This window comes from Paraburkholderia sp. CI2 (assembly GCF_014201055.1).
In the GTDB taxonomy this organism is placed as follows: Bacteria; Pseudomonadota; Gammaproteobacteria; order Burkholderiales; family Burkholderiaceae; genus Paraburkholderia; species Paraburkholderia tuberum.
In genome coordinates this window covers 28,369-53,520 of sequence record NZ_JACHDL010000013.1, presented here as the reverse complement: position 1 = coordinate 53,520, position 25,152 = coordinate 28,369, and the positions used below count along the sequence as shown (strand labels likewise).

27 protein-coding genes are annotated in these 25,152 nt (G+C 64.6%); 20 read left to right on the top strand and 7 right to left on the bottom strand.

Annotated features, from left to right (window positions below; genetic code table 11):
- Positions 1-4 precede the first annotated feature (4 nt).
- Positions 5-211, bottom strand: a complete 207-nt coding sequence (locus HDG32_RS18995) for a hypothetical protein (protein WP_184069803.1) — start codon at positions 209-211, stop codon at positions 5-7.
- A gap of 207 nt (positions 212-418) precedes the next feature.
- Here HDG32_RS18995 and HDG32_RS18990 point away from each other — a divergent pair, with 207 nt between their 5' ends.
- Together HDG32_RS18990 and rpsU are read left to right on the top strand one after the other, a co-directional pair.
- Positions 419-1,360 (top strand): aldo/keto reductase, encoded by a 942-nt coding sequence (locus HDG32_RS18990; RefSeq protein WP_184069801.1) that lies wholly within the window; start codon positions 419-421, stop codon positions 1,358-1,360.
- Between the two features lie 418 nt (positions 1,361-1,778).
- A complete protein-coding gene (gene rpsU / locus HDG32_RS18985) occupies positions 1,779-1,991 on the top strand; it encodes a 30S ribosomal protein S21 (protein ID WP_006050883.1) in 213 nt (70 codons plus the stop codon).
- Between the two features lie 100 nt (positions 1,992-2,091).
- Here rpsU and HDG32_RS18980 read toward each other — a convergent pair whose 3' ends face one another.
- Both HDG32_RS18980 and HDG32_RS18975 read right to left on the bottom strand, forming a co-directional pair.
- Positions 2,092-2,517, bottom strand: coding sequence for a hypothetical protein (locus tag HDG32_RS18980; RefSeq protein ID WP_184069946.1), 426 nt, complete (start codon positions 2,515-2,517; stop codon positions 2,092-2,094).
- 162 nt (positions 2,518-2,679) lie between these two features.
- Complete coding sequence (locus HDG32_RS18975; protein WP_184069799.1) at positions 2,680-3,276, bottom strand: DNA-3-methyladenine glycosylase I; 597 nt, start codon at positions 3,274-3,276, stop codon at positions 2,680-2,682.
- A gap of 140 nt (positions 3,277-3,416) precedes the next feature.
- Between HDG32_RS18975 and HDG32_RS18970 the strand changes: the two genes are divergently transcribed.
- Positions 3,417-4,307: a BadF/BadG/BcrA/BcrD ATPase family protein gene (locus HDG32_RS18970; protein ID WP_184069797.1), complete on the top strand. Its 891-nt coding sequence runs from the start codon at positions 3,417-3,419 to the stop codon at positions 4,305-4,307.
- A 47-nt stretch (positions 4,308-4,354) separates the two neighbouring features.
- Positions 4,355-5,176, top strand: coding sequence for a Cof-type HAD-IIB family hydrolase (locus HDG32_RS18965; RefSeq protein WP_184069795.1), 822 nt, complete (start codon positions 4,355-4,357; stop codon positions 5,174-5,176).
- A gap of 101 nt (positions 5,177-5,277) precedes the next feature.
- Here the strand turns inward: HDG32_RS18965 and HDG32_RS18960 are convergent, their stop codons facing one another.
- From HDG32_RS18960 to aqpZ, 3 genes are all read right to left on the bottom strand, one after another.
- The gene (locus tag HDG32_RS18960; RefSeq protein WP_184069793.1) at positions 5,278-5,571 is read right to left on the bottom strand and encodes a PXPV repeat protein; all 294 of its coding nucleotides are present in this window, start codon (positions 5,569-5,571) and stop codon (positions 5,278-5,280) included.
- Between the two features lie 287 nt (positions 5,572-5,858).
- Complete coding sequence (locus HDG32_RS18955) at positions 5,859-6,605, bottom strand: histidine phosphatase family protein (protein WP_184069791.1); 747 nt, start codon at positions 6,603-6,605, stop codon at positions 5,859-5,861.
- A gap of 173 nt (positions 6,606-6,778) precedes the next feature.
- Positions 6,779-7,519, bottom strand: coding sequence for an aquaporin Z (gene aqpZ, locus HDG32_RS18950; protein ID WP_184069789.1), 741 nt, complete (start codon positions 7,517-7,519; stop codon positions 6,779-6,781).
- 286 nt (positions 7,520-7,805) lie between these two features.
- Here aqpZ and HDG32_RS18945 point away from each other — a divergent pair, with 286 nt between their 5' ends.
- Positions 7,806-8,108 carry an H-NS family nucleoid-associated regulatory protein gene (locus HDG32_RS18945; protein ID WP_013090908.1) on the top strand — a complete coding sequence of 101 codons (303 nt, stop codon included), beginning with the start codon at positions 7,806-7,808 and terminating at the stop codon, positions 8,106-8,108.
- A gap of 299 nt (positions 8,109-8,407) precedes the next feature.
- Here the strand turns inward: HDG32_RS18945 and HDG32_RS18940 are convergent, their stop codons facing one another.
- Complete coding sequence (locus tag HDG32_RS18940; protein WP_090802471.1) at positions 8,408-9,472, bottom strand: glycosyltransferase family 4 protein; 1,065 nt, start codon at positions 9,470-9,472, stop codon at positions 8,408-8,410.
- A gap of 798 nt (positions 9,473-10,270) precedes the next feature.
- Between HDG32_RS18940 and flhD the strand changes: the two genes are divergently transcribed.
- From flhD to HDG32_RS18865, 15 genes are all read left to right on the top strand, one after another.
- Entirely contained in the window at positions 10,271-10,591 is a 321-nt protein-coding gene (gene flhD, locus HDG32_RS18935; RefSeq protein ID WP_260336525.1) for a flagellar transcriptional regulator FlhD, read from the top strand.
- Positions 10,591-11,241 carry a flagellar transcriptional regulator FlhC gene (gene flhC, locus HDG32_RS18930; RefSeq protein WP_184069785.1) on the top strand — a complete coding sequence of 217 codons (651 nt, stop codon included), beginning with the start codon at positions 10,591-10,593 and terminating at the stop codon, positions 11,239-11,241. Before flhD ends, flhC begins: the two co-directional genes overlap by 1 nt.
- Positions 11,242-11,377: 136 nt before the next feature.
- Complete coding sequence (gene motA, locus HDG32_RS18925) at positions 11,378-12,238, top strand: flagellar motor stator protein MotA (RefSeq protein WP_090802475.1); 861 nt, start codon at positions 11,378-11,380, stop codon at positions 12,236-12,238.
- A 22-nt stretch (positions 12,239-12,260) separates the two neighbouring features.
- The gene (gene motB / locus HDG32_RS18920; RefSeq protein ID WP_090802477.1) at positions 12,261-13,271 is read left to right on the top strand and encodes a flagellar motor protein MotB; all 1,011 of its coding nucleotides are present in this window, start codon (positions 12,261-12,263) and stop codon (positions 13,269-13,271) included.
- Between the two features lie 83 nt (positions 13,272-13,354).
- A complete protein-coding gene (locus HDG32_RS18915) occupies positions 13,355-13,732 on the top strand; it encodes a response regulator (RefSeq protein ID WP_184035000.1) in 378 nt (125 codons plus the stop codon).
- Positions 13,733-13,828: 96 nt separating this feature from the next.
- The gene (gene cheA, locus HDG32_RS18910; protein WP_184069783.1) at positions 13,829-16,189 is read left to right on the top strand and encodes a chemotaxis protein CheA; all 2,361 of its coding nucleotides are present in this window, start codon (positions 13,829-13,831) and stop codon (positions 16,187-16,189) included.
- Positions 16,190-16,268: 79 nt separating this feature from the next.
- Positions 16,269-16,796 carry a chemotaxis protein CheW gene (locus tag HDG32_RS18905; RefSeq protein WP_184069781.1) on the top strand — a complete coding sequence of 176 codons (528 nt, stop codon included), beginning with the start codon at positions 16,269-16,271 and terminating at the stop codon, positions 16,794-16,796.
- 39 nt (positions 16,797-16,835) lie between these two features.
- The gene (locus HDG32_RS18900) at positions 16,836-18,701 is read left to right on the top strand and encodes a methyl-accepting chemotaxis protein (protein ID WP_184069779.1); all 1,866 of its coding nucleotides are present in this window, start codon (positions 16,836-16,838) and stop codon (positions 18,699-18,701) included.
- 204 nt (positions 18,702-18,905) lie between these two features.
- Positions 18,906-19,877, top strand: coding sequence for a CheR family methyltransferase (locus tag HDG32_RS18895; protein WP_184069777.1), 972 nt, complete (start codon positions 18,906-18,908; stop codon positions 19,875-19,877).
- The gene (gene cheD / locus HDG32_RS18890; RefSeq protein ID WP_184069775.1) at positions 19,874-20,593 is read left to right on the top strand and encodes a chemoreceptor glutamine deamidase CheD; all 720 of its coding nucleotides are present in this window, start codon (positions 19,874-19,876) and stop codon (positions 20,591-20,593) included. The genes HDG32_RS18895 and cheD overlap by 4 nt, the downstream gene beginning before the upstream one ends.
- Before the next feature lie 5 nt (positions 20,594-20,598).
- Positions 20,599-21,687, top strand: coding sequence for a chemotaxis response regulator protein-glutamate methylesterase (locus HDG32_RS18885; protein WP_184069944.1), 1,089 nt, complete (start codon positions 20,599-20,601; stop codon positions 21,685-21,687).
- A 61-nt stretch (positions 21,688-21,748) separates the two neighbouring features.
- Positions 21,749-22,144, top strand: a complete 396-nt coding sequence (gene cheY / locus HDG32_RS18880; RefSeq protein WP_018418782.1) for a chemotaxis response regulator CheY — start codon at positions 21,749-21,751, stop codon at positions 22,142-22,144.
- Position 22,145: 1 nt separating this feature from the next.
- Positions 22,146-22,856, top strand: coding sequence for a protein phosphatase CheZ (cheZ, locus tag HDG32_RS18875; RefSeq protein ID WP_184069773.1), 711 nt, complete (start codon positions 22,146-22,148; stop codon positions 22,854-22,856).
- A 337-nt stretch (positions 22,857-23,193) separates the two neighbouring features.
- A complete protein-coding gene (locus tag HDG32_RS18870) occupies positions 23,194-23,739 on the top strand; it encodes a DUF2844 domain-containing protein (protein ID WP_184069771.1) in 546 nt (181 codons plus the stop codon).
- Between the two features lie 14 nt (positions 23,740-23,753).
- On the top strand, positions 23,754-25,070 hold the full coding sequence (locus tag HDG32_RS18865; RefSeq protein WP_184069769.1) for a DUF3443 domain-containing protein: 1,317 nt from the start codon (positions 23,754-23,756) through the stop codon (positions 25,068-25,070).
- The last annotated feature ends 82 nt before the right edge of the window (positions 25,071-25,152 follow it).

Below are 25,152 nucleotides of genomic sequence, written 5' to 3'. Positions count from 1 at the left end.
GACGTCAGACGCCGCCGGTTGGTCGCGTGCCCGTGCCCTGATTGGACGAGCCGGCCGCGGCGACGTAGGCGGAGCCGTCTGCCTGCACGCTCTGGAACACCGTCTGACCGTTGTCGATGATCGTGATCTGCCGCGGGACCGACACCTGCACGTAGCGCGTGCCCGCGTCGCGGTTGTTCGTGACGCTGCCGCCGGCGGCATTCGTGAACACCAGCGGTGTTCTGAATAAACTTGAGACGCGCGCAAACTATTGCGCCATCTTTTGCGCCACGCATCGACCGCGTTCAAGCGCGAGGCGTGCGGCGTAGCCTTCGTGCCCGGGGCTGCAACGTAGTGCAAGGCGGCGTATGCTCAACGGTCCCGGGTTTGCCCGGCCATTTTCCCGCATTGCGTTCGCCCACTCATACCTGGAGCCATCATGGAACTACGCAGGATCGGCACTTCCTCGTTGCAGGTCGCCCCGCTCATGTTCGGCGGCAACGTATTCGGCTGGACGGCCGATGAAGCCACCTCTTTCTCGATCCTCGACGCGTTCGTTGAAGCCGGACTCAATTTCATCGACACCGCCGATGTCTATTCGGCCTGGGTGCCCGGCAACCAGGGCGGCGAGTCGGAGACGATCCTCGGCAAGTGGTTCCATCAGAGCGGCAAGCGCGAGCGGATCGTGCTTGCGACCAAGGTGTCGAAGCATCCGCAGCGCAAGGGGCTATCGGCCGCAAATATCCAGGCGGCGGTCGAAGACTCGCTGCGCCGCCTGCAAACCGATTACATCGACGTCTATTTCTCCCACGACGACGACACCGCGACACCGCTCGCCGAAACGCTCGGTGCGTATCAGAAGCTGATCGAGGCGGGCAAGGTGCGCGTGATCGGCGCGTCTAACTATAGTGGCGCGCGCGTCGAGGAAGCGCTCGCGGTATCGCGCGAGCACGGGCTGCCCGGGTATCAGTTGCTGCAGCCCGAATACAACCTGTACGACCGCGCGCAATACGAGAGCGACAGCGAGCCGGCGGCGCTCGCGAATCATCTCGGCGTGGTCGTCTATTACAGCCTCGCGAGCGGGTTCCTGTCAGGCAAATACCGCAGCGAGGCCGATCTGGCCGGCAAGGCGCGCGGGAGCCGGGTCGAAAAATACCTGAACGGGCGCGGCTTGCGGATTCTCGGCGCGCTCGACCGCGTCGCGCAACGGCACGGCAGCACGCCGGCGGCGATCGCGCTTGCATGGCTGATGGCGCGCCCGAGCGTTACGGCCCCTATTGCGAGCGCAACCTCGGTCCAGCAGTTGAAGAGCCTGGTCGCGGCCGTCCAGCTGTCCCTCGCCGCCGACGATATTCGTGAGCTGGACGAAGCGAGCGCCTGATAAGGCGAACACCTCGGCCGCCAACGCGGGGGCGATCCGCGCCAGGGAAAAGCCTGGCGCAATCGGTAAACCCCTGGTAGGATGGGGAGTTTCCTGATATGATCGGGAGTGAATTGAGATCTTTGCCTGTTTCGTCAGTGTTCTTCGTTGATGAAAGGTTGGCGAAACGGCAACAGACGCGGCTTTTGCATTACGTCTGTCCGCGTTCCGCGGTGAACTCCCCACCTCTCTTTTCCGGCCTCCGTGGCCGCTTTGCCTCTCGCTTCATTCGTGGTTTGGCCGGGGTTGTTTATCAGCCTCGCGTTTGCCTGTTACTGGCCATGAATCGAAGCGACCGGAGGGCCGGCGCGTGAGTGGTGACCTGAGCGGTTACCGCCATGCAATTAAACCCGTATCTAGTGATTGAGTTAGGAATTACATGACGACGATTCTTCTGAAGGAAAACGAGCCGTTCGAAGTGGCAATTCGCCGCTTTCGTCGCGCAATCGAAAAGAATGGCCTGATCGCTGAACTGCGTGAACGCCAGTCGTACGAAAAGCCGACCACGGCTCGCAAGCGCAAGAAGGCAGCAGCTGTTAAGCGCCTGCACAAGCGTCTGCGCAGCCAGATGCTGCCGAAAAAGCTGCACTAAGCACGCTTTTTAGATACGCCGAACGGCGGTGTGAGCTTCGAAAGAAGCCACATCGCCGTTTTGCTTTTGCGGCGTCGGATTTTGCCCCTGCGTGCAGCCGTTACGCCGCGCTCCTCAGCCGCTCGGCCGACAGCCCGAACTCGCGCGCGATCGAGCCCAGCCGGTCGTGCCACTCCCATGTGCCGAACACGTCGTGCACGTTTTGCAGGCAACTGAGCAAAGCGATGGTCACCGGATCGTATACGTTGATGCGGGCGCGAAGCAGCGCTTTTTTCAGCGCGGCCAAGCCGACATCCATGTAAGCGGGCACTTCGGCCAGTGGCTTGCCGATGAAGCGCACCGGAACGCCTTCCATTGCGGTCATGTAATCGCGCGGCTTGATCAGGTTGCCGACCGGGCAGCCGCCGCAATAGCCGCGGTAGGCGCCGCCGCCCCTTGGTAGCAATGCAGCGCGTTTCTGTTCGAACAGATGCGTGACGGACTGATCGTAAATGTCCTGGTGGGCCAGGAAGCTAAGTGTTTTCATGGTTGGTCTCCCGCGTCCGAGGCGGTAGTTATTTGTTGTTGAGCGCGCATCGCGTGAGCGCATGGCGACGAGTATCCGCCGTGCGTCGTCCGACGAAGGGCCGACTACGGGCATGAAAGGGCGCCAATTCACGCGTTTGCGCCTCCCGCGGACGCCGTGGCCTCACCTCGCCTTCCGACCACGCCCCTTCTTGCCCAGCGACACGCATCGCTCACGACACATGCAGGTCGTCTCATGATCGTTGACCATGCCGATCGCCTGCATGAATGCGTAGCAGATCGTCGAACCGACAAATTTGCAACCGTAGCGCTTGAGCGCCTTGCTTAGCGCGTCCGATACTTCCGTCGACGCAGGTGCATGCTTATACGAAGCCCATTCGTTCTGAATCGGCGTGTCATCGACGAATGACCACACGAAGTTCGCGAGCGAGCCATGTTCGGCCTGAATCTGCTGCACAGCGCGCGCGTTCAGGATGGCCGCCTCGATTTTGCCGCGATGTCGAACGATGCTTTCATCGGCGACGAGCGCATCCACGCGCTTCGGCGTGAAGGCCGCGACCTTGTCGATGTCGAAGTCGGCGAATGCACGGCGGTAGCCGATGCGCTTGTTGAGGATCGTCGACCATGACAAACCGGCCTGCGCGCCTTCGAGCACGAGCATCTCGAACAGGTGCTGGTCGTCGCGCGAGGGCACACCCCATTCGGTGTCGTGGTACTGTGCGAGCGCTTCGCTCGATACCCAGTTGCATCGTTGTGTCACTGTCGTGCCCCCGCGTGGTCATGTCGTTCGCCAGCATAGCGGAAGCGGTGTGCGCCGCAAGCTGGCCCATCGGCTAATTGCGCGATTCAAACTGACCTGCCACGCTAAGCGCTATTCACCCACGGAACTGATTCGATTCGATGAACCACGACTTCTTTCTGATCGGCGTCGACGGCGGCGGCACCGGCACGCGCGTCGTGCTCGGCGACGCGCAGGGCCGCGAACTGGCGCAAGCGGCAAGCGGCCCATCGGGCCTTGGGCTCGGCATCCCGCGCGCATGGCAGTCCATTCAGGCCGCCTGCGGCGAAGCGTTCCAGCAAGCCGGAGTCGCGCTGGACTGGTCGCGCTGCGTGCTCGGTTGCGGACTGGCGGGCGTCAACAATCGCGACTGGCTCGCCGAGTTTCACCAGCAGGCGCCGCGGCTCGCCGGACTGGCCGTCGAAACCGACGCCTACACGACCCTGCTCGGCGCTCACGACGGCGCGCCCGGCGTGATCGTCGCACTCGGCACCGGCAGCGTCGCGGCTTCGCTCGCGAGCGACGGCGAATTCCGCATGGCCAGCGGCTACGGCTTTCCATCGGGCGACGAAGCGAGCGGCGCGTGGCTCGGCCTCCGGCTGATCGTGCACGCGCAACAGGCGCTGGACGGCCGCGCTGCCGTCGACGATCTCACGCAAGCGCTGCTCGCGCATACCGGCGCGCGGGATCGCGACAGTCTCGTCGTGTGGCTGTGCACGGCCAACCAGACTGCCTACGCGCGGCTCGCGCCGATCGCGATCGAACACCGCGCACATCCGTTCGCGGCGCGGCTGCTTGGCGAGGCCGGCGTCGAAGTCGGCAAGATGATCGCTGCGCTGGACGCGACGGGCGCGCTGCCGGTCGCGTTATGCGGAGGCCTCGGTACGCCGTTGCGCGAGTACGTGCCGCAGGCGTATCAGGCGCGCCTGCGCGAGCCGCAGGCGGATTCGGCGCATGGCGGCTTGCAACTGGCGCGGCGCGAGGCGCAGCGGCTGGCTCGAGGAGACCTGTAAAATACCCGCTTTGACGCTGCCTCGACGGTTCAGCCGCCGTACTCACCATGTATAAAGTCATCGCCACGGATCTCGACGGCACACTGCTCAACGCCGATCACCAGGTAGACCCGTTCACGGTCGCCACGGTGCGCAAGCTCGAAAGCGACGGGCTGCAGTTCGTGATCGCCACCGGGCGGCATTACTGCGACGTCGCGGGCATCCGCGATCTGCTCGGCATCAATCCGTATCTGATCACGTCGAACGGCGCGCGCATTCACGCGCCTGACAACACGGTGATCCACGCCGACGATTTGCCGCCGGCGATCGTCCAGCGTCTCGTGCAGCCCGAAATTGTCGGCGCGCATCGTCGAGTGATCGTCAGTCTGTTTGCAGACGAGGCGTGGCTCATCGACCGCGACGCGCCCCATCTGCTGGAATTTCACCAGGATTCCGGCTTCACGTACGAAGTGACCGACCTGCCGAAGCACGATGGCGTCGACATTGCCAAGGCGCTGTATATCGGCGACCCCGCCGATCTCGCGCAGGTGGCCGCCAATCTGGAACGCGAGTTCGGCGAACGACTGTACGTGACGTATTCGTTGCCGGATTGTCTCGAAGTGATGACCGCGAATGTGTCGAAGGGGCGCGCCCTGCAGATCGTGCTCAAGCGTCTCGGTGTCGACGCGTCGCACTGCGTCGCGTTCGGCGACAACATGAACGATATCGATCTGCTCGAGACGGCCGGCCATCCATTCATGATGAACAACGCCAATCCCGATCTGATCACCCGCCTGCCGCATGTGCCGCGCATCGGCAACAACTTCGAGGCAGGCGTTGCGCATCATCTGCGCAAACTGTTTGCGCTCAACGACGAACTGGCATCTTGAACCGCAGTCACTGCGATTGAAAGCGGCCCGCATCCACTCGCGTGGATGCGGGCCGCAGAAGTTGCTCGCGAAGCGCGCAGCGTGCGCTCCGCTTGCGCTCGTCAATCCCGCCAGCCGCGGTGCTCGCCTCGATTGTCATGACCCCAGCGACGGTTGTCGTGACCCCAGCCGCGATCATCGCGGTGATAGTCGCGGTAGTAGTCACCACGCGGGTAGCGATGATCCCAGCCGCCGTAATACACCGGCTCCGGCGCGGCGTAGACGCTCACGGGCGCGGCATAAACCGGGGCGCCGAGCGATAGGCCGACGCTCAGATCCGTATGCGCCTGCGCGACACCGCATGCGCCCGCCGCGAGTCCGGCAGCAACCAGCAAGTGAGTGACGATGCGTTTCATGTTGGTCTCTCCTGTGAGGCGACGTAGGTTTGTCGCACAGGACCAATGTACGCACTCGAGGCGGGCTGGACTGCGACCAGATGTTACGGACTGCAAGCATCGTCGAAGTCATCGAAGCTAGAAAAAGCGCTCGCGCGGACGTTGCGCGCAAATACCTTACTTCGCTTGCAGCCGCGCCGCACGGGGCTTTGCGGCCGGTCAATTCAAGCCGGCAGACGGCTCTTCGCGCACGCTCGCGGCTTGCCGCGCCGGCGCACGTAAACACGGCTTACATCTGTATTGCTCAATTAATCCGCCGCAGGCGCCGAAGCGGCCGAAGTTGCGGAAGAGGCCGCCCCTGCCGAAGATGCCGACACTCCCGGCAAGGCCGCGCAAGGGCAATCGGTTGCCCGCCCGTCGAGCCCTTCGCGATCGTGTTTGAAGCTCGCGCGCGGCGTGCCGTTCTGCCAGTCGAGTCGGACGACGTAAATGCTGTCGAAGTCGTCGCTTTGCCATTTCGGCACGTCGGCCGCGCGACCGCCATGCGTGCTCAACATCTGCCGCAACAGCTTCTCGATCAGCTTGTGCTCCCAGGCAACGACGATCAGCTTGCCGCGATTGGCCGGGTCGACGAGCGCGTTGCCGAGCTGGTCGATCTGCGCAAAACCGTACGGTGTTTGGACCGGCATCTGGAATTGAATCGCGGTCGGTTCGATCGTCGCGAGCGGGCGCACGTAATAGTACGGATGACCGCCGTCGTCTTTTTGCTGGCCGGGGTCGGGCGCGTAGATCGCATCGGGTTTGCCGAATTTGGCGGCGATCACGGCCGGCAACGCGAGCGCACGGTTGAGCCCCTGGCAGTCTAGCTGGCCGTACCCCTGCGCGGGTTTCTCGCCGTGTCGAACGAATACGAGGGTTTCGATATTGCCGCCCGCCGCGGCAACGACGGTCGCCGTGTTCGTCGCCGCGGACGCGGCCGGCAACGTCATCGTGCTCGCGCACAGACCGCCGAGCGACAGTGCGACGCCATGCAGGAATCCGCGGAAACGGTTCATCGAAAGCACCTGTGCGAGGCTGGGAAGTCGCCCGATTCTAGCAGCGGTGCCCACCGGCACGCGGCCGGCGCGGCATTCATATCGCATTGGCGAGCGCAATGAATAATGGGCGCCGAGGCGCCCATTCATGCCCACTACGCGACGATCGCGAGACCGGCGCGTCGAACTGGCCGTCAGTCGAGCGCCAGCCTGCGCGCATCGCTGCTGCGATCGTCAGCGATCAGCGGATAGACGACACCCGCGATCACCGCACCGATGATCGGCGCAACCCAGAACAGCCACAGCTGATCGATCGCCACGCCGCCGACGAATAGCGCCGGGCCCGTCGAGCGCGCCGGATTGACCGACGTGTTGGTGACAGGAATCGAGACCAGATGGATCAGCGTCAGGCACAGGCCGATCGCGATGGGCGCGAAGCCGGCCGGCGCGCGGCGGTCGGTCGCGCCGAGAATCACGAACAGGAAGAAGCCAGTCATGACCACTTCGCAAATGAAGGCAGCGGCGAGCGAGTAGTGACCGGGCGATTGCTCGCCGTAACCGTTCGTCGCGAAGCCGCTCGCGATGAGGTCGAAGCCAGGCTTGCCCGATGCGATCAGCGACAGTACGAATGCGCCGAGCACCGCGCCGACCACCTGCGCGGCGACATAGGGCAGAAGATCGCGCACCGGAAATCGGCCGGCGACGGCCAGTCCGACGCTCACCGCCGGATTCAGGTGGCAGCCCGAAATGTGGCCAATCGCAAAAGCCATCGTCAGCACGGTCAGGCCGAAGGCCAGCGACACGCCGACGAAGCCGATGCCCAATCCGTGAAACGGCCCGGCGAAGTTGGCGGCGAGGACCGCGCTGCCGCAGCCTCCGAGCACGAGCCAGAAGGTGCCGAACAATTCGGCAACGAGGCGCTTTGACAACTGCATGTTTGGCGATCCTAAAAAGAATGGGTACTTCAGAAGCACGCATCGAAAGGGCGAGTACGTACCTTGAGCGCGCAATTCTAGGCAGACAGCGCCAAATCGGGTGTCAAAGATTGTCAAACCGCACAGAATTTATAAACTATTGCGAGATAAAGCGCAGGTTTTACAATTCACACTCTTTAATAATTATCAGAGGAAAATTCGCTAAACCGGTATTAGTCGCCATTGCGAATTTTTATAATTGCAGCTAGTCTGCGGTCGAATGAGTTCTAGAAAAGGGGAGAACCGAATGTCTCAATATGCAGACCTCAAGGCGCAGATTGCCAAATTGCAGGCACAGGCAGAAGAAGCGCGACGCACGGAAATCGACAATGTCGTCGCCGACATCCGCCAAAAGATCGCCGAATACGGTCTGACCGCGCAGGATCTCGGTTTCGCGGTCGCCGCCAAGCGCGGCCGCCCGCCCAAGAAGACGCCGCTGCCGGCGAAATATCAGGACCCGAAGTCGGGCAATACATGGAGCGGGCGCGGCAAGCCGCCCAAATGGATCGTCGGCAAGAATCGCGAGCGATTTCTGATTGGCTCGGCGTGACGCTCGCCCGACCTGATGTGAGACGGGGTGAAGGCGGTCTGAAGGTTTCTTTGCTGTTTGACTTATTCGCCGCTCGCAAATCCACCGTGGAAGCGCAACCATCCCTGTATTAAAAAAGCCGCCCATACAGGGCGGCTTTTTCGCGTCCGGCAGCCAAAAGACTTCGTTTTTCGCTCGCGCAAACGATTCCGATGCCGGACTCGCCGCTATTGCGGCGTTATAAGCGAAGGTTCACAGCGCCGCTTCAATGCGGGCCGAAAACGGCCAGCCGTAAAAGCGCCGGCCGTTTTCAGGCGCGCCTAGCCGACCGCGACCTGGCGCAATACCGGGCGCCGCGACGTTTCAATCAAGGCGGAATAGCCGTCGATATAGTTCTGCGCCATCGTTTTCGAACTGAAGCGGCGTTCGAACTGGGCGCGGATTTCGATGCGCGACAGCTCGTCGAGACGCTGCAGAGCCGCTACCGCGCCTTGCACGTCCTCGACGATATAGCCGGTCACGCCGTGGTCGATCACCTCAGGCACGGAGCCGCGGTTGAACGCGATAACCGGCGTGCCGCAGGCCATCGACTCGATCATCACGAGGCCGAACGGCTCGGACCAGTCGATCGGGAACAGCAGCGCCTTCGCGCCCGACAGAAACTCGGGTTTCTGCGCCTCGTTGATCTCGCCGACGAACTCGACATGCGCCATCGACAGCAGCGGCTCGATCTCGCGCTTGAAGTACTCCATGTCGACCTTGTCCACCTTGGCGGCGATCTTCAGCGGCAGACCGCTTTGCGCGGCGATCCTGATAGCTGTATCGACGCGTTTTTCCGGGCAGATGCGGCCGAGGAACGCGAGATATTCGGGCTTCTTGTGCGGCTGCGGCGTCAGCAACTGGTCCGGCAGACCGTGATAGATCGTGTTGAGCCAGTTGGCCTGCTGCAGCGGCAGACGCTGCGAATCCGAAATCGACACGACCGGCACGTGCGAGAACGCGTCGAACACCGGCTGTAATTCCGGCAGGTCGAGACGACCGTGCAGCGTGGTCACGAACGGCGTGTCCATCGTCGTGAACAGGGGGAACGGCAGGTAGTCGAGATGGAAGTGCAGCACGTCGAACTCGTGCGCGATCTTGCGGACCTTTTCCATCATCAGCACGTGCGGCGCCAATGCATCGCGAATCGTCGGATCGAGGCGCAGCGCGCGCGGCCAGCATGCCTCGAGATTGGCGGACGTGACTGAGTCGCCGCTCGCGAACAGCGTGACGTCGTGGCCGAGTTCGACCAGCGCTTCGGTCAGATACGACACGACACGTTCGGTGCCGCCATAGAGTTTCGGTGGGACAGCTTCGTAGAGCGGCGCGACTTGTGCGATTCGCATGCGTTTTCTCCTGTGTCGATCAGAGTTAGCGCTGTGGCGCCGACCCGGATCCCATGCGGATTTTTGATACTTACCGGGGCTTCGCACGACGGCTGAATGGCGCGTGGTACGTCTGCCTAACCGGACGGTTGGGCGCGGTTTGCCCCGCCCGAGGGTGCTCCGAAATAGCTATCGGGTAATCCCTTAGCCTTCATTATCGGGATCGACCGCGGTAATTCGAGTTATTTTTCAAACGCTTAATGTTGTTACAGCGCGAAACATGGACCGTTACAGCTGCCGCGCAAGGTCGAGCAGCCAACAGGTCCCCATAATCGGGAAGCGTAATTCCACCGACTCAATCAAGCTCGACAGGCGAAATGCACCGTAGCAAGCGGCGGACCCGAGGGTCGGATGAGCCGGGAAAGATCTCTAACCGAGCCAGATTGCAGCCGGGTGAAAACGTCTTATAATTCTTTTCCACCGTTTTACGGTGCGGCGGTGAAGTTCTGAAAACTCACCATCCGGTACACGCCGCAGCCGTATAAATTCCCAGCGCGCATCGTCAGTCCCGCCCCGCGCATCAATTCGGCCCAATTCGTGCCTCGCCGCAACCCGGGTTGTAGGAATAATTCCTACACAAATGACGGATTAATCCGTCACCCAGCTGGGGTGTCTCTCCGATTTTCGGCTGTGCCCCCTTTCGAGACAATGCTTGCAAGACCAGAGACGAGCGGATTCGCGCGGATTCAGCGCGCGCGTTCGAGCAAACGTTTCCGCAAAAATCGGCCTGACCAGCCGGGCATACGAACGGGGGAAATCATGAGCACGACTAGCCATATGCTCAGTGAGATCAGGGAAGTCAATCTTTCCTATCTGCTGCTCGCCCAGCGTCTGCTGCGCGAAGACAAGCCGATGGGCATGTTCCGCATGGGTATTTCGGACCAGCTGGCCGACGTGCTCGCCAATCTGTCGTTGGCGCAGACCGTCAAGCTCGCGGCGTCCAACCAGATGCTGTGCCGCTTCCGCTTCGACGATCACGCGGTGCTGACCGCCCTCGCGGACAAGGACAAGTCCAGCGCGATCGCGCAGGCTCATTCGGCGATCCTGATGGCGAGCCAGCCGGTCGAGCAGATCGGCTGATGGCCAGTAAGAGCGTCGTACTCGAAGTCCGGGAAATCACCCTCGCGATCGAGCTGATCGAACTGGGCGCGCGTCTGCAATTGCTGGAGGCGGAAACCAGCCTGTCGCGCGACCGGCTCGTCAAGCTGTACAAGGAATTGAAAGGGGTGTCGCCGCCCAAGGGCATGCTGCCGTTTTCGACCGACTGGTTCATGACCTGGCAGCCGAACTTTCATTCGTCGCTGTTCTACAACATCTACCGTTTCATGGCCGGTCACGGCGGCTGCCGCGCGATCGAATCGATCGTGAAGAGCTACCGGCTGTATCTCGAGCACGTGCAGTTGCACGACGACGAGCCGGTGCTCAGTCTCACGCGCGCCTGGACGCTCGCGCGCTTCTTCGACTCGGGCATGCTGCAGATGAGCGCCTGCCGCCGCTGCGGCGGCCACTTCGTCGCGCACGCGCACGATCCGCAGCACGGGTTCGTTTGCGGGCTGTGTCAGCCGCCGTCGCGCGCGGGCAAGACGAAGAAGGCGGCGCAAACGCGGGCCGAGCGGCAAATCGCCGTCGCCGGAGTCCCGGCCGAGGTGCCGCAAGTGACCGACGCGCGAGCTCACGAGGCCCGCTGCCCCGCCCCCACGCTCGATACCCTCGTCACCGCCGAAGTCTGAGCAGCACGCGTTGAGGCAGCGCAAGCCTCTGGTTTACATCGGACTCGAGCGCCGTCTTTTTCCCCAAAGTTTTCCGCCTCGGTGCCGTAAACCTGACTAACGACGGTAACCGTCGCTTTTTTGTGAGGGCTCGGCAGTGCTGATTTTCGTGGGAACACTCGTGACGCTGTTGTCCGTTTTCGGCGGTTACGCGCTCGAAGGCGGCCATCTCGGCGCGCTGCTGCAACCCGTCGAGGTGCTGATGATCGTCGGCGCCGGAGTCGGCGCATTCATTCTCGGTAACGGGATGAAGACGATCCGGGCGACACTGCGCGTCATTCCGACCCTGTTCAAGGGCGCGAAGTACAACAAGGATGTCTACATGGAGCTGATGGGGCTCCTGTACGTGCTGCTCGCGAAAGCGCGCAAGGAAGGCACGCTGACGCTCGAAGCCGACATCGACGATCCGTCGAAGAGCCCGATCTTCACGCAGTACCCGAAGATCCTCGCCGACAAGCACATCATCGAGTTCCTGACCGACTACCTGCGGCTGATGGTCGGCGGCAACATGAATGCATTCGAGATCGAAAGCCTGATGGACGAGGAGATCGAGACGCACCACCAGGAAGGCGAGGCGCCCGCGCACGCGCTGACCAAGGTCGGCGACGCGATGCCGGCGTTCGGTATCGTCGCCGCGGTGATGGGCGTCGTGCACACGATGGCCTCGGCCGACAAGCCGCCCGCGGTGCTCGGTGAAATGATCGCGCAGGCGCTCGTCGGCACGTTCCTCGGCATTCTGCTTTCGTACGGGCTGATCGGGCCGCTCGCCAGCGTCGCCGAGCAGCGCGTGACCGAGTCGACCAAGATGTTCCAGTGCATCAAGGTGACGATCCTCGCGAGCCTGAACGGCTACGCGCCGGCGATCGCGGTCGAGTTCGGCCGCAAGGTGCTGTTCTCGACCGAGCGCCCGTCGTTCGCCGAGCTCGAAGAGCACGTGCGCCGCGTCAAGGCGAAATAAGCAGGCGACGGGAACCGAACCGATGAGCAGCAAGGACAAAGACCGCGCAATCGTCGTCAAGCGCAGCGCGCCGAAAAAGTCCGGTCATCACGGCGGCGCGTGGAAGCTCGCGTACGCGGACTTCATGACCGCGATGATGGCGTTCTTCCTGCTGATGTGGCTGCTGAGTTCGGCCTCCACCGTGCAGCTGAAAGGTATCGCCGACTACTTCAACCAGCCGTTGAAGATCACGCTGTGGGGCGGCGATCGCAGCGCCGAAGACTCGAGCATCCTGAAGGGCGGCGGTCGCGACATCTCGACCGACGCGCAGGGCGTGACCCGCTCGACCGACGGCAGCAGCAGCCGCGCCGAGCGCACCGCGTCGCACAACGACGACGACTCCGTGAAGCAGCTGACGGGCGCGCTCGAACGCCAGGAACAGGTGCGTCTGCACGACCTGCAGGTCAAGCTGATGGCCGCGATCGAGGCGAACCCGGTGCTGCGCCAGTTCAAGCAGCAGATCCGCATCGACTCGACGCTGACCGGCCTGCGCATCGAGATCGTCGACTCGCAGAAGCGGCCGATGTTCGCGACCGCACGCGACGTCGTCGAGCCGTACATGCGCGACATCCTGCGCGAGATCGGCCACACGCTGAACGACGTGCCGAACCGCATCATCGTGCAGGGCCATACCGACGCCGTGCCGTACGCGGGCGGTGAGAAGGGCTACAGCAACTGGGAGCTGTCGGCCGACCGCGCCAACGCATCGCGGCGCGAGCTGGTCGCGGGCGGCATGGACGAAGCGAAGGTAATGCGCGTGCTCGGTCTCGCGTCGACGCAGAACCTGAACAAGGCGGACCCGCTCGATCCGGAAAACCGTCGCATCAGCATCATCGTGTTGAACAGGAAGTCCGAGGAGGCGCTCGATCACGACGACTCCACGACGACGACCCTGTCGGACGACGCAGCCGGCTCGAAGCCGCTGCTGCAAAGACTTGCGCAGCCGGTGACGGCTGCACCGAAGTTGCCGGCGGCGGCGCCGCCGGCCCAGTAACAGACCGCGGCCGCCGGGCCGCGGCCCGCGCCCGACCGGCGCGCACCGCCCGGCGGCCCAGTGTTAAGCGCAGCGAGGTTTTCATGATCAGGCACATCCTGGCAATCGACGATTCGGCATCGATGCGGCAGATCCTCGCCGCGACGCTGACGGGCGCCGGCTATGAAGTCACGCTCGCGGCGGACGGCAACGAAGGGCTCGAAAACGCGCTCGCGATGGCGTTCGATCTCGTGTTGACCGACCAGCACATGCCCGGCAAGACCGGTCTCGATCTGATCACCGCGCTGCGCGGAAATCCGGCCTATCAGGCGACGCCCATCCTCGTCCTCACGACGGAATCGGGCGAACCCTTCAAAGAGGCGGCGCGCGCGGCGGGCGCGACCGGCTGGATCGAAAAGCCGCTCGACCCGGACCTGCTGACCGAGCTGGTGGCGGCGCTGGCCGAACCGGACCCGGCTTGATCCGCGTCATCAGCACCTTTAGACACAGTACAGATAGCTCTCGACGCGCCTCTACGGCGACTCACGCCAGACAGGCACTCTCGCGGTGAACCAGGCATGACACTCGACATCACACAGTTCTATCAGACGTTCTTCGACGAAGCGGACGAACTGCTCGCGCAGATGGAGCAATTGCTGCTCAATCTCGACGTGGCCCACCCGGACCCCGAAGACCTCGCGGCGATCTTTCGCGCCGCGCATTCGATCAAGGGCGGCGCGGCGACGTTCGGTTTCACCGCGCTCACCGAGACCACGCACATTCTCGAGTCGCTGCTCGATCGCGCGCGCAACAACGAGCTGGTGCTGCGCAAGGACATGATCGACACGTTCCTCGAAACCAAGGACGTGCTGTCCGGCCAGCTCGCCGACTATCGCGCGAGCGTCGAGCCCGATGGGGCGGTGGCGCGCGCGATCTGCGCGAAGCTGGAGCACCTGCACGCGGAAAGCCGCATGGGCGGCGCGCCGGCAGCGGCGGCGAGCGCCGAAACCGCGCCGGCCGTGAGCGCCCCCGCGCCCGCAGCAGCGCAGGCGACGGCAACCCAAACAACAACACAAGCAACCGCGGTACAGCAGCAAGGCGGCACCCCGCCCGAGCACGTCGTCGAACAGGCGGTGCAGGCGGCGGGCGAATGGATCGACGGCGAACCGGCACAGACCGGACAAGCCGCGGGCACGGCCGACAGCGCCGGCCCACATCTGAAAATTACGCTACGGGGCGTGGGAGAGAAAGACCAGGAACTGCTCGCCGAAGAGCTGGGCAACCTGGGCAACATCGTCGGGCAGGTCAAGAGCGGCAGCGATCTGACGCTGTGGCTCTCGAGCGACGTATCTTCCGACGACATCATCGCCGTGTGCTGCTTCGTGATCGACGAAAGTCAGATCACGATCGGCCGCGGCACCGCGCCGGCGGACGACGCGCAGCAGGGCGAACCTGGAACGCCCGACGCTGCCGCTCCGACACCGGCGCAATCCGCGCAGGTCGCGCCCGCCGCTCCCGCGGCGCAAGCGCAGGCGCAGCCGGTCCTTCACACGGAGCCCGCAGCATCGTCGACCCCGGCGGCCCTCGCCGCTGCGCCCGCAGGCGCACCCGCTCAGGCGGACAGCATCGAGCCGCCGCCCGCGGCACCCGCGGCGGCTCAGGCGGCGGCCAAACCGGCTTCGGCCGCGTCCGCCGATCCGGACCGCAAGGCGGCCCGTCCGGCCGCCGCGGCGGCCGGCGGCGAAGGCAGCTCGATTCGCGTCGGCGTCGAGAAGGTCGATCAGCTGATCAATCTGGTCGGCGAGCTGGTGATCACGCAGGCGATGCTCGCGGAGACCACCAGCACGTTCGATCCGGCGCTGCACGACCGGCTCTTCAACGGCATGGCGCAACTCGAGCGCAACGCGCGCGATCTGCAGGAAGCGGTGATGTCGATCCGCATGATGCCGATGGATTACGTGTTCAGCCGCTTCCCGCGTCTGGTGCGCGATCTCGCGGCGAAACTCGGCAAGGAGGTCGAACTCGTCACCTTCGGTCAGGCGACCGAACTCGACAAGAGCCTCATCGAACGGATCATCGACCCGTTGACGCACCTCGTGCGCAACAGTCTCGACCACGGCATCGAAACCGTCGAGGCGCGGCGCGCGGCGGGCAAGGACTCGACCGGTCAGCTGGTGCTGTCGGCGGCGCACCACGGCGGCAACATCGTCATCGAGGTCAGCGACGACGGCGCGGGCCTGCGCCGCGACAAGATTCTCGCGAAGGCGGCCAAGCAGGGCATGCAGGTCAGCGACACGATGAGCGACGAGGAAGTCTGGAACCTGATCTTCCTGCCGGGCTTCTCGACCGCCGAGCAGGTCACCGACGTGTCCGGCCGCGGCGTCGGCATGGACGTGGTGAAGCGCAACATCCAGTCGATGGGCGGTCACGTCGAGATCACGTCGCACGCGGGCAAGGGCAGTACCACGCGGATCGTGCTGCCGCTCACGCTCGCGATCCTCGACGGCATGTCGGTGAAGGTCGGCAACGAGATCTTCATCCTGCCGCTGAACTTCGTGATGGAGTCGCTGCAACCGCGAGCCGAAGACATTTACACGGTCGCCAACGGCGAGCGCGTGGTGCGCGTGCGCGGCGAATACCTGCCGCTCGTCGCGCTGCACGAGGTGTTCAACGTGTCGGATGCGAAGCAGGAGCCGACCCAGGGCATCGTCACGATCATGCAGACCGAGGGACGGCGCTTCGCGATGCTGATCGATGAACTCGTCGGCCAGCAGCAGGTGGTCGTGAAGAATCTGGAAACGAACTACCGCAAGGTGCACGGCATTTCCGCGGCGACCATTCTGGGCGACGGCAGCGTCGCGCTGATCGTGGACGTCGCGGCGCTGAACCGCGAATCGCGTCATGCGCATGGGCATGCGCAGGCGATGAGCCTCGCGTAACGCACGCAGCAAACGCGGCACTGACAGACATTCGCAACACAACTTCAACTCAATTCATCCCAACCGTTTGGGGGCTAACGTGGCAGAAGTCCAATCCATCAATTCGAGCGTCGCGGGCGGGGCGAAGGGTCGCCGCGACGCGCAGGCGGACGCCGGCGGTCAGGAATTCCTCGTCTTCACGCTCGGCGCGGAAGAGTACGGCATCGACATCCTGAAGGTGCAGGAAATCCGCGGCTACGACAACGTGACGCGCATCGCCAACGCGCCCGAGTTCATCAAGGGCGTGATCAACCTGCGCGGCATCATCGTGCCGATCGTCGACATGCGGATCAAGTTCCATCTCGGCCGCGTCGAGTACGACCATCAGACCGTCGTGATCATCCTGAACGTCGCGCATCGCGTGGTCGGCATGGTCGTGGACGGCGTGTCGGACGTCCTGACGCTCGCGGTCGATCAAATCATGCCGGCGCCGGAATTCGGCGCGACGCTGACGACCGAATACCTGACCGGTCTCGGCACGGTCGACGGCCGCATGCTGATCCTGATGGACATCGAGAAGCTGATGACCAGCTCCGAGATGTCGCTGACCGAAACGCTCGGCGTCTGAGCGCAGGCAGTAACGGAACCCGGCACAAGGAGCATCAAAATGCTGAGCAGGTGGTCGATCCGCACGTCGCTGACGATGGTGGGGATTCTTCTGGCGACGCTGACCGTGGTAGTCGGCGCGCTCGGGCTGACCGCGCTGAATCGCGCGAGCGGCTCGCTCGATCGCATCGCACGCGGCGAACTGGTCGCGATTCATGCGCTCGACGATGCGTCGGCGTATCTGTTGCGTTCGCGCATCGCGATCGATCGCTTCAACACGCTGACGGCCGCCGGTAACGCGGACGAGGCGAAGAAGGCGCTCGATCGCGCGCAGGAGCTGCTCGGCAAGAGCAAGCAGAGCTGGCAGGCGTATCTCGACGCGCCGAAGCACCGCGTCGAGCAGGCCTTGCTCGACGACGTGCTCGCGAAGCATACGACGGTGATGCACGACGGCGTCGACGTCGAATTCGCCGCGTTGAACGCGAACAATCTCGACGCGTATCACGCCGTCGCGGACACGAAGATCAGCCCGATGTTCATCGCCTACGACGCGGCCGCCGCCGCGGTGATCCAGGCGTTGCGGCAGAGCGTGGCCGATCAGGAAACGAGCGCGCAGTCGAGCGCGTCGCTGATGATCATGCTGATCGGCGTGACCACGGTGCTCGCGCTGCTGGTGGTGGTCGGCATCCGTTTCGCGCTGCGCGGTCTCATCGTGCAGCCGCTGAACGACGCGACCGCGTGCTTCGAGCGGATCGCTGGGGGCGACCTGTCCACCCCCGTCGAGGTGTTCAGCAACAATGAAATCGGCCGTCTGTTCGCGGGCATCAAGCGGATGCAGGAAAGCCTCGCGACGATGGTGCGCGCAGTCCGCAGCGGCACCGAATCGATCGACACCGGCGCGCGCGAAATCGCGATGGGCAACACCGATCTGTCGCAGCGCACCGAGCAGCAAGCGGCGTCGCTGCAGGAAACCGCATCGAGCATGGATCAGCTGACCGGCACCGTGCGGCAGAACACCGAGAACGCGCGCCAGGCGAGCCAGCTCGCCGTCAACGCGTCGGACATCGCGACGCGCGGCGGCGACGTGGTGAGCCAGGTCGTCACGACGATGCAGCAAATCGCGACCAGTTCGAACAAGGTCGTGGACATCATCGGCGTGATCGAGGGCATCGCGTTCCAGACCAACATCCTCGCGCTGAACGCGGCGGTCGAAGCCGCACGCGCCGGCGAACAGGGCCGCGGCTTCGCGGTCGTCGCGGGCGAAGTGCGCAGCCTCGCGCAGCGCAGCGCGAGCGCCGCGAAGGAGATCAAGGAGCTGATCGGCGATTCGGCCGACAAGGTCAGGAGCGGCTCCGAGCTGGTCGGCCGCGCGGGCACGACGATGGAAGAAATCGTGCAGGCGGTGCGTCGAGTGACCGACATCATGGGCGAGATCAGCGCGGCGTCGGAAGAGCAGTCGGGCGGCATCGAGCAGGTCAACCGCGCGGTCGTGCAGATGGATTCGGTCACGCAGCAGAACGCGGCGCTGGTCGAACAGGCGGCGGCCGCGGCGGCGTCGCTCGAAGATCAGACGCGGCAGTTGCAGGCGGTGCTGGGCGGCTGGAAGGTAACCGGCACGCCGGCGCGTCGGAGCGCCCCGCCGACGCGTGCGCAGACGCCCGCGCGGCTCGCCAAGGCTGCACCGCAAGCGGCGAGCGCGGCGACTCCGGTGAACCCGGTGAACCCGGTGGGCGCGAGCAAGGAATCGAAGGCAATCGCGGCGAGCGCGGCGACCCCGACGCAGCACGACGCAACCGCACGCGTCGAACCGGTATTGAAGCCCCGGCCGGCCGCAGCCGCGGCTCGCGTCACGACCGACACGCCCACGCGCGCCGCTCCGCCGGGCACGGCGAAGGCGAGTTCGGACGCGGACTGGGAAACGTTTTAGGCAACGGCAGAGTGACATGTGGTCAACCGGCATCGCGCCCGCGGATGGGCGAAGCATCGAAGCACGCGCAGTACGCGTGTCGCGAGCCGGCCATATGTCGCTGGTACTCGCGGGAGGGCGCGACCCCGCGACGACAATTCCTACCTCCCAGGCAGTCCGGCTGGGCGGCGAGCGTGATGGCTCATATCGCAGACAGGAATTTTCATGATGGCAACGCGCGCAACACAACGCCCCGCGCGGGCAGCACCTGACGGCACAGAGCCGGCCAGGTCCGTCGAGACGGGCCGCGATTTCGAATTTACGGCGGCGGATTTCGCCCGCATCCGCGAGCTGATTCATCGCGGGGCGGGCATCTCGCTGTCGGACCACAAGCGCGACATGGCGTATAGCCGCCTCGCGCGCCGCTTGCGGGCGCGCGGCATCGATACGTTCCGGCAGTATCTCGATCTGCTCGAAGCGGAAAACGATCCGGCCGAGTGGGAAGCGTTCACCAATGCCCTGACCACCAACCTCACTGCGTTTTTCCGCGAAGCCCATCACTTTCCGATCCTCGCCGAGTTCGTGCCGCGCCGTGCGCAACCGGTGTCCGTGTGGTGCTCGGCGGCATCGACGGGCGAGGAGCCGTACTCGATCGCAATGACGCTGATCGAAGCGCTCGGCGACAGCGGCGCGCGCCAGGCGTCGGTGCTCGCGACCGACATCGACACCCAGGTGCTCGCGAAGGCCGAGGCCGGCGTCTACCAGTTCGACCAGGTCAAGCACCTGTCGCCCGAGCGGTTGAAGCGCTTCTTCCTGAAGGGCACGGGCGCGCATGCGGGGATGGTCAAGGTGCGTCCCGAAGTGCGCGCGCTCGTGCGCTTCGAGCAACTGAACCTGACCAATCGCGATTACCAGTTGCGCACGCAGTTCGACGCGATCTTCTGCCGCAACGTGATGATCTATTTCGACAAGCCGACGCAGGCGCAGGTGCTGACGCGCTTCGAGCCGCTGATGAAACCGGGCGGCCTGTTGTTCGCCGGCCATTCGGAAAACTTCACGTACGTGACGCAAGCGTTCCGGCTGCGCGGCCAGACCGTCTACGAACTGACCCGCGACGTGGGCGGCATTCGCGCGCCGTCGCGCGCCAACGCGCCTGACGCGCATGACGCGCATCAATCGAGCGGGGTGGCCGCATGAGCAGCACGCTGCCGATCGCTTCGAACCTGTACTACGACAACCACTTCCAGCGCCCCGGCGTGAAGCTGTTGCCCAACGAGTTCTATACGACGAGCGAAGACATGGTGCTCGTGACCGTGCTCGGCTCGTGCGTCGCGGCCTGCATCCAGGACCGCACCGCGGGCATCGGCGGCATGAATCACTTCATGCTGCCCGACGACGGCGCCGACGTCGCGCAGGCCGCGTCGGACTCGATGCGCTACGGCGCGTACGCGATGGAAGTGCTGATCAACGAACTGATCAAGGCGGGCGGGCGGCGCGAGCGCTTCGAGGCCAAGGTGTTCGGCGGCGGCGCGGTGCTCGCGGGCATGACGACGATGAACATCGGCGATCGCAACTCCGAGTTCGTGCGCCGCTACCTGGCCACCGAAAAGATCCGCATCGTCGCCGAGGACCTGCAGGGCTCGCACCCGCGCAAGGTCGCGTTCATGCCGCGCACCGGTCAGGTGATGGTGAAGAAATTGCGCTTGCAACAGGAAGCGGGCGTCGCCGAGCGCGAGCAGGCGCTCGTGCTGCAAAGCGCCGAAGCACGCGCGGAGCGGCTCGCCGCCGCGCGCAAGCGGGTCGAGCTGTTCGCGAAGCCGGCCGCCGCCGCCGCGCGGCCGAGAATCGAACTGTTCGGCGCGAGCCCGCGCCCGACTCATTCCAACAACGCCAGAACCACAGAGGAGGCGTGAGCGCTGTGCAAAAGATCAAGGTATTGTGCGTCGACGATTCGGCGCTGATCCGCAGCCTGATGACCGAAATCATCAATAGCCAGCCGGACATGACGGTGGTCGCGACGGCACCCGATCCGCTCGTCGCGCGCGAGCTCATCAAGCAGCACAACCCGGACGTGTTGACGCTCGACGTCGAAATGCCGCGCATGGACGGCCTCGACTTTCTCGAGAAGCTGATGCGTCTGCGGCCGATGCCGGTCGTGATGGTGTCGTCGCTGACCGAGCGCGGCAACGAAATCACGCTGCGCGCGCTCGAACTCGGCGCGGTCGATTTCGTGACCAAGCCGAAGGTCGGCATTCGCGACGGCATGCTCGACTACGCGGAAAAGCTCGCCGACAAGGTTCGCGCGGCAGCCCGCGCGCGCGTACGCCAGGCGGCGCCGGCGCAGCATGCGGCCACCCAGGCCGCGCAGGCGCCGGCCGGCGCCGCGCCGCTCTTCAACAACCCGCTGCTGAGTACCGAGAAGCTGGTTATCGTCGGCGCCTCGACGGGCGGCACCGAAGCGATCCGCGAAGTGCTGGTGCCGCTGCCGCCCGACGCGCCCGCGGTGCTGATCGCGCAGCACATGCCGCCGGGCTTTACGAAATCTTTCGCGCAACGCCTCAATGGTTTGTGCCGGATTACCGTTAAAGAAGCAGAGCACGGCGAGCGTGTGCTGCCGGGGCACGCGTATATCGCGCCGGGCCATGCGCATCTGTTGCTCGCGAGGAGCGGTGCGAACTATATTGCGCATCTGTCCGACGACCCGCCGGTGAACCGGCATCGTCCGTCGGTCGATGTACTGTTCCGTTCGGCCGCGCAGCATGCGGGCAAGAACGCCGTTGGCGTGATCCTGACCGGCATGGGGCGCGACGGCGCGGTCGGGCTGCTGGAGATGAAAAAGGCCGGTGCCTACACGCTGGCGCAGGACGAGGCGAGTTGCATCGTGTTCGGCATGCCGCGCGAGGCGATCGCGCTCGGCGCGGCCGACGAAATCGCCGCGCTGCCGGACATGAGCCGGCGCGTGATGGCGCGTTTGTCGTCGATGGGTGACCGCGTTCAGCGGGTATGATGCGTGCCGGATGGAATGACGCGGCCGAGCGCCGCAACATGGATCAAGCAAAGGGAAAGAAATGGACAAGGGAATGAAGATTCTGGTGGTTGACGATTTTCCGACGATGCGCCGGATCGTCCGCAACCTGCTGAAGGAACTGGGCTACTCGAACGTCGACGAGGCGGAAGACGGCGCGGCCGGTCTCGCGCGTCTGCGCAGCGGCAGCTACGAGTTCGTGATCTCCGACTGGAACATGCCGAACCTCGACGGTCTCGCGATGCTGAAGGAAATCCGCGCCGACGCGAGCCTCGCGCATCTGCCGGTGTTGATGGTGACGGCCGAGTCGAAGAAGGAAAACATCATCGCGGCGGCGCAGGCCGGCGCGAGCGGTTACGTCGTCAAGCCGTTCACGGCCGCGACGCTCGACGAGAAGCTCAACAAGATCCTCGAGAAAATGGCGAAAGCCGGGAGCTGACGTGACGCCGCCGACCCAAACGCCTGGCGCCGAAGCGGGCAACGACAGCGGCGACTTCGCGTCGGACCGCATCCTTGCCCGCATCGGACAACTGACGCGCACGCTGCGCGATTCGATGCGCGAACTCGGGCTCGACAAGCACGTCGAGCGCGCGGCCGAAGCCGTGCCCGATGCGCGCGATCGTCTGAAGTACATCGCCAACATGACCGAGCAGGCCGCCGAGCGCGTGCTGTCGGCGATCGACATCGCGAAGCCGATCCAGGAGCAGCTGCAGAAAGACGCGGGCACGCTCGACGCGCGCTGGGAGCAGTGGTACGCGGCGCCGATCGAGCGCGAGGAAGTGCGCGCGCTGATGAACGACACGCGCACCTTCCTGCGCGGCGTGCCCGAGGCGACCAGCGCGACCAACTCGCAGCTGATGGAGATCATGCTCGCGCAGGACTTCCAGGATCTGACCGGCCAGGTGATCAAGAAGATCACCGACGTCGTCTATCTGATCGAGCAGCAGCTGCTCGGCGTGCTGGTCGAGAACATCGCGCTCGAGCGGCGCGAGCAGTTCGCGGCGAACGCCGCGGCTCTCAAGGCGGAGGTGTCGTCGACGGGCAGCCCGGAGCATCTGCTCAACGGTCCGCAGATCAATCCGGAAGGCAAGACGGATGTGGTGCAGGATCAATCGCAGGTCGACGATCTGCTCGCGAGCCTCGGTTTCTGAGCAAGTGACTCGGCCCGGCAAGCGCGCCGGGCTGGTGGTTTCTCCGCGATTTGCGCCAATCACGCGTTCAATGAGTACCGGCTACCCATCTTCCGTACGTTATCCTGCTAGTAATAGTCGGTAAGTCGCGCGCGTGGGCGCGCCTTGCGCCGGCTGAAAGAATCCGCAGGCATACTACGAGGTCAAAGCGGTACGGCACCCGGCCCGCGCAACGCCGGGCAGTCGCCCGGTGAGGCCATCCCTCAGCGTTGTGGCCGCGGCGGTGCCGTATCATCTGCCTATAAGCGGCCGCTTCGCGCAGTCGGCGAAGCGTGCCGCGGCTCGGGAGGAGCTTCTCATGTGGAGTCGTATTGGTCGCGCCGGAGTCACGGCGCTCGTATTGCCATGTTCGTTACTGGCCCTGACGGCCGCGCAATCCGCCCATGCGGCGCTGGGCAGCGCGCCGCTTACCCCCCCGTCCGACGCGTCGGTGTCCTCCCGCGTGGTGCAGCCCGCCAGCGGCACATCGCAAAGCGTCATGCGTTCTGAATCGAGCGCGGCGTCTTCCACATCTTCCATACCCGCTTCCTACACGGTACGCGAGACCACGTTCGGCAACGGCACCGTGGTGCGCGAATACCTGAGCACGAGTGGCGCGGTATTCGGCATTTCGTGGCATGGTCCGCAAATGCCCGATCTCAGTGATCTGCTCGGCAGTTATTTCCCGCAGTACGTGGCCGGCGTGAAGGCCGCGCGGGCCGCGCGCGGCAATGCGCGGGGGCCGGTCGCCGTCGACGAGAGCGGGCTGGTGGTGCGTTCGGGCGGCCACATGGGCGCGTTCAGCGGCGTCGCGTGGCTGCCCTCCGCGCTGCCGGCCGGCGTCAGCGGTTCCGACATCCAGTAACGGCGAGGACCACGATGCGAAACATGCTCACGACCGCGAACCTCAAAAGCTGGATGCAGGCCGCGCTTGCCGTGCTGCTCACGGCGACGCTCGTCGCCTGCGGCGGAGGCGGCGGTAGCGACAACAACTCCAGTTCCAACAATGGCGGCAGCTCCTCGAACGGACTGAACGGCGGTTCGCTGCCGGCCAGCCCGACCCAGCAGCCGATCTCCGCGAATGCGTCGAACACGGTGCCGATCACGGTCGGCCGGGGCGTTTCGGGTGTCATCAACATCCCGACCGTCAGCGTGACGATCTGCGCGCCGGGCTCGACCAGCAACTGCCAGACGATCAACAACATCCAGGTCGACACCGGCTCGTTTGGCCTGCGCGTGGTCAGTTCAGTGCTCAATTCGACGCTGCTCGGCGCGCTGCCGGTCAGCACGATCGGCAGCAACGCCGCGCAGCTCGCCGAGTGCGCGACGTTCGCGGACGGTTACACGTGGGGCTCGGTGCGTACCGCGATCGTGACGCTCGGCGGCGAAACGACGACCGGCAGCATCCCGCTGCAGATCATCGGCGACAAGGCCGCGAGCACGGTACCAAGCGGCTGCGGCAGCGGCCCGGCCGAAAACACGGCCGCCGATCTGGGCGCGAACGGCATCCTCGGCATCGGCACCGCGCCGACCGATTGCGGCGCAACCTGCGCGAACACGACGACCGCGGCGACCTACAGCAACTACTTCGCCTGTCCGAACGGCACGTCGTGCACGCGCACCGCGGTGCCGATTCCGCAACAGATCGCCAATCCGGTCGCGAACTTCCCGCTCGACAACAACGGCGTGATCGTACAGATGGCACCGGTGTCGAACACCGGGCAGGCGTCGGCGACCGGCACGCTGGTGTTCGGCATCGGCACGCAGGGGAACAACCCGCTTGCCGCTGCGCAGGTGTTCACGACCGACGCATACGGCGACCTCAACAACAGCACCTTCAACGGCACGACCGTCCAGGCGTTCCTCGATTCCGGCTCGAACGCCTATTTCTTCGGCGATAGCACGCTCACGCTGTGCGGCAGCCAGTTCGCGGGCTTCTATTGCCCGTCGTCGGCGCAGACCCGCACGGTCACGCTGGTCGGGAAGAACAACGTGTCGGCGGTCGCGAGCATCGGCATCGTGAACGCGCAGACGCTGTTCGCCAACGGCGGCAACTACGCGTTCAACACTCTCGCCGGCCAGATCGGCGGCAACGCCAGCTTCGACCTCGGTCTGCCGTTCTTCTTCGGCCGCTACGTGTACTACCACCTCGATCAGACCGCGAGCGGCGGTCCCTCCCCCTTCGTCGGCTACTGAAGCCGCACGTCGATCCAATGCCGGACGGCTTGCGTGACAAACGCGCGAGCCGTCCGCTCATCCGTCGAAATACCCCCGTTTC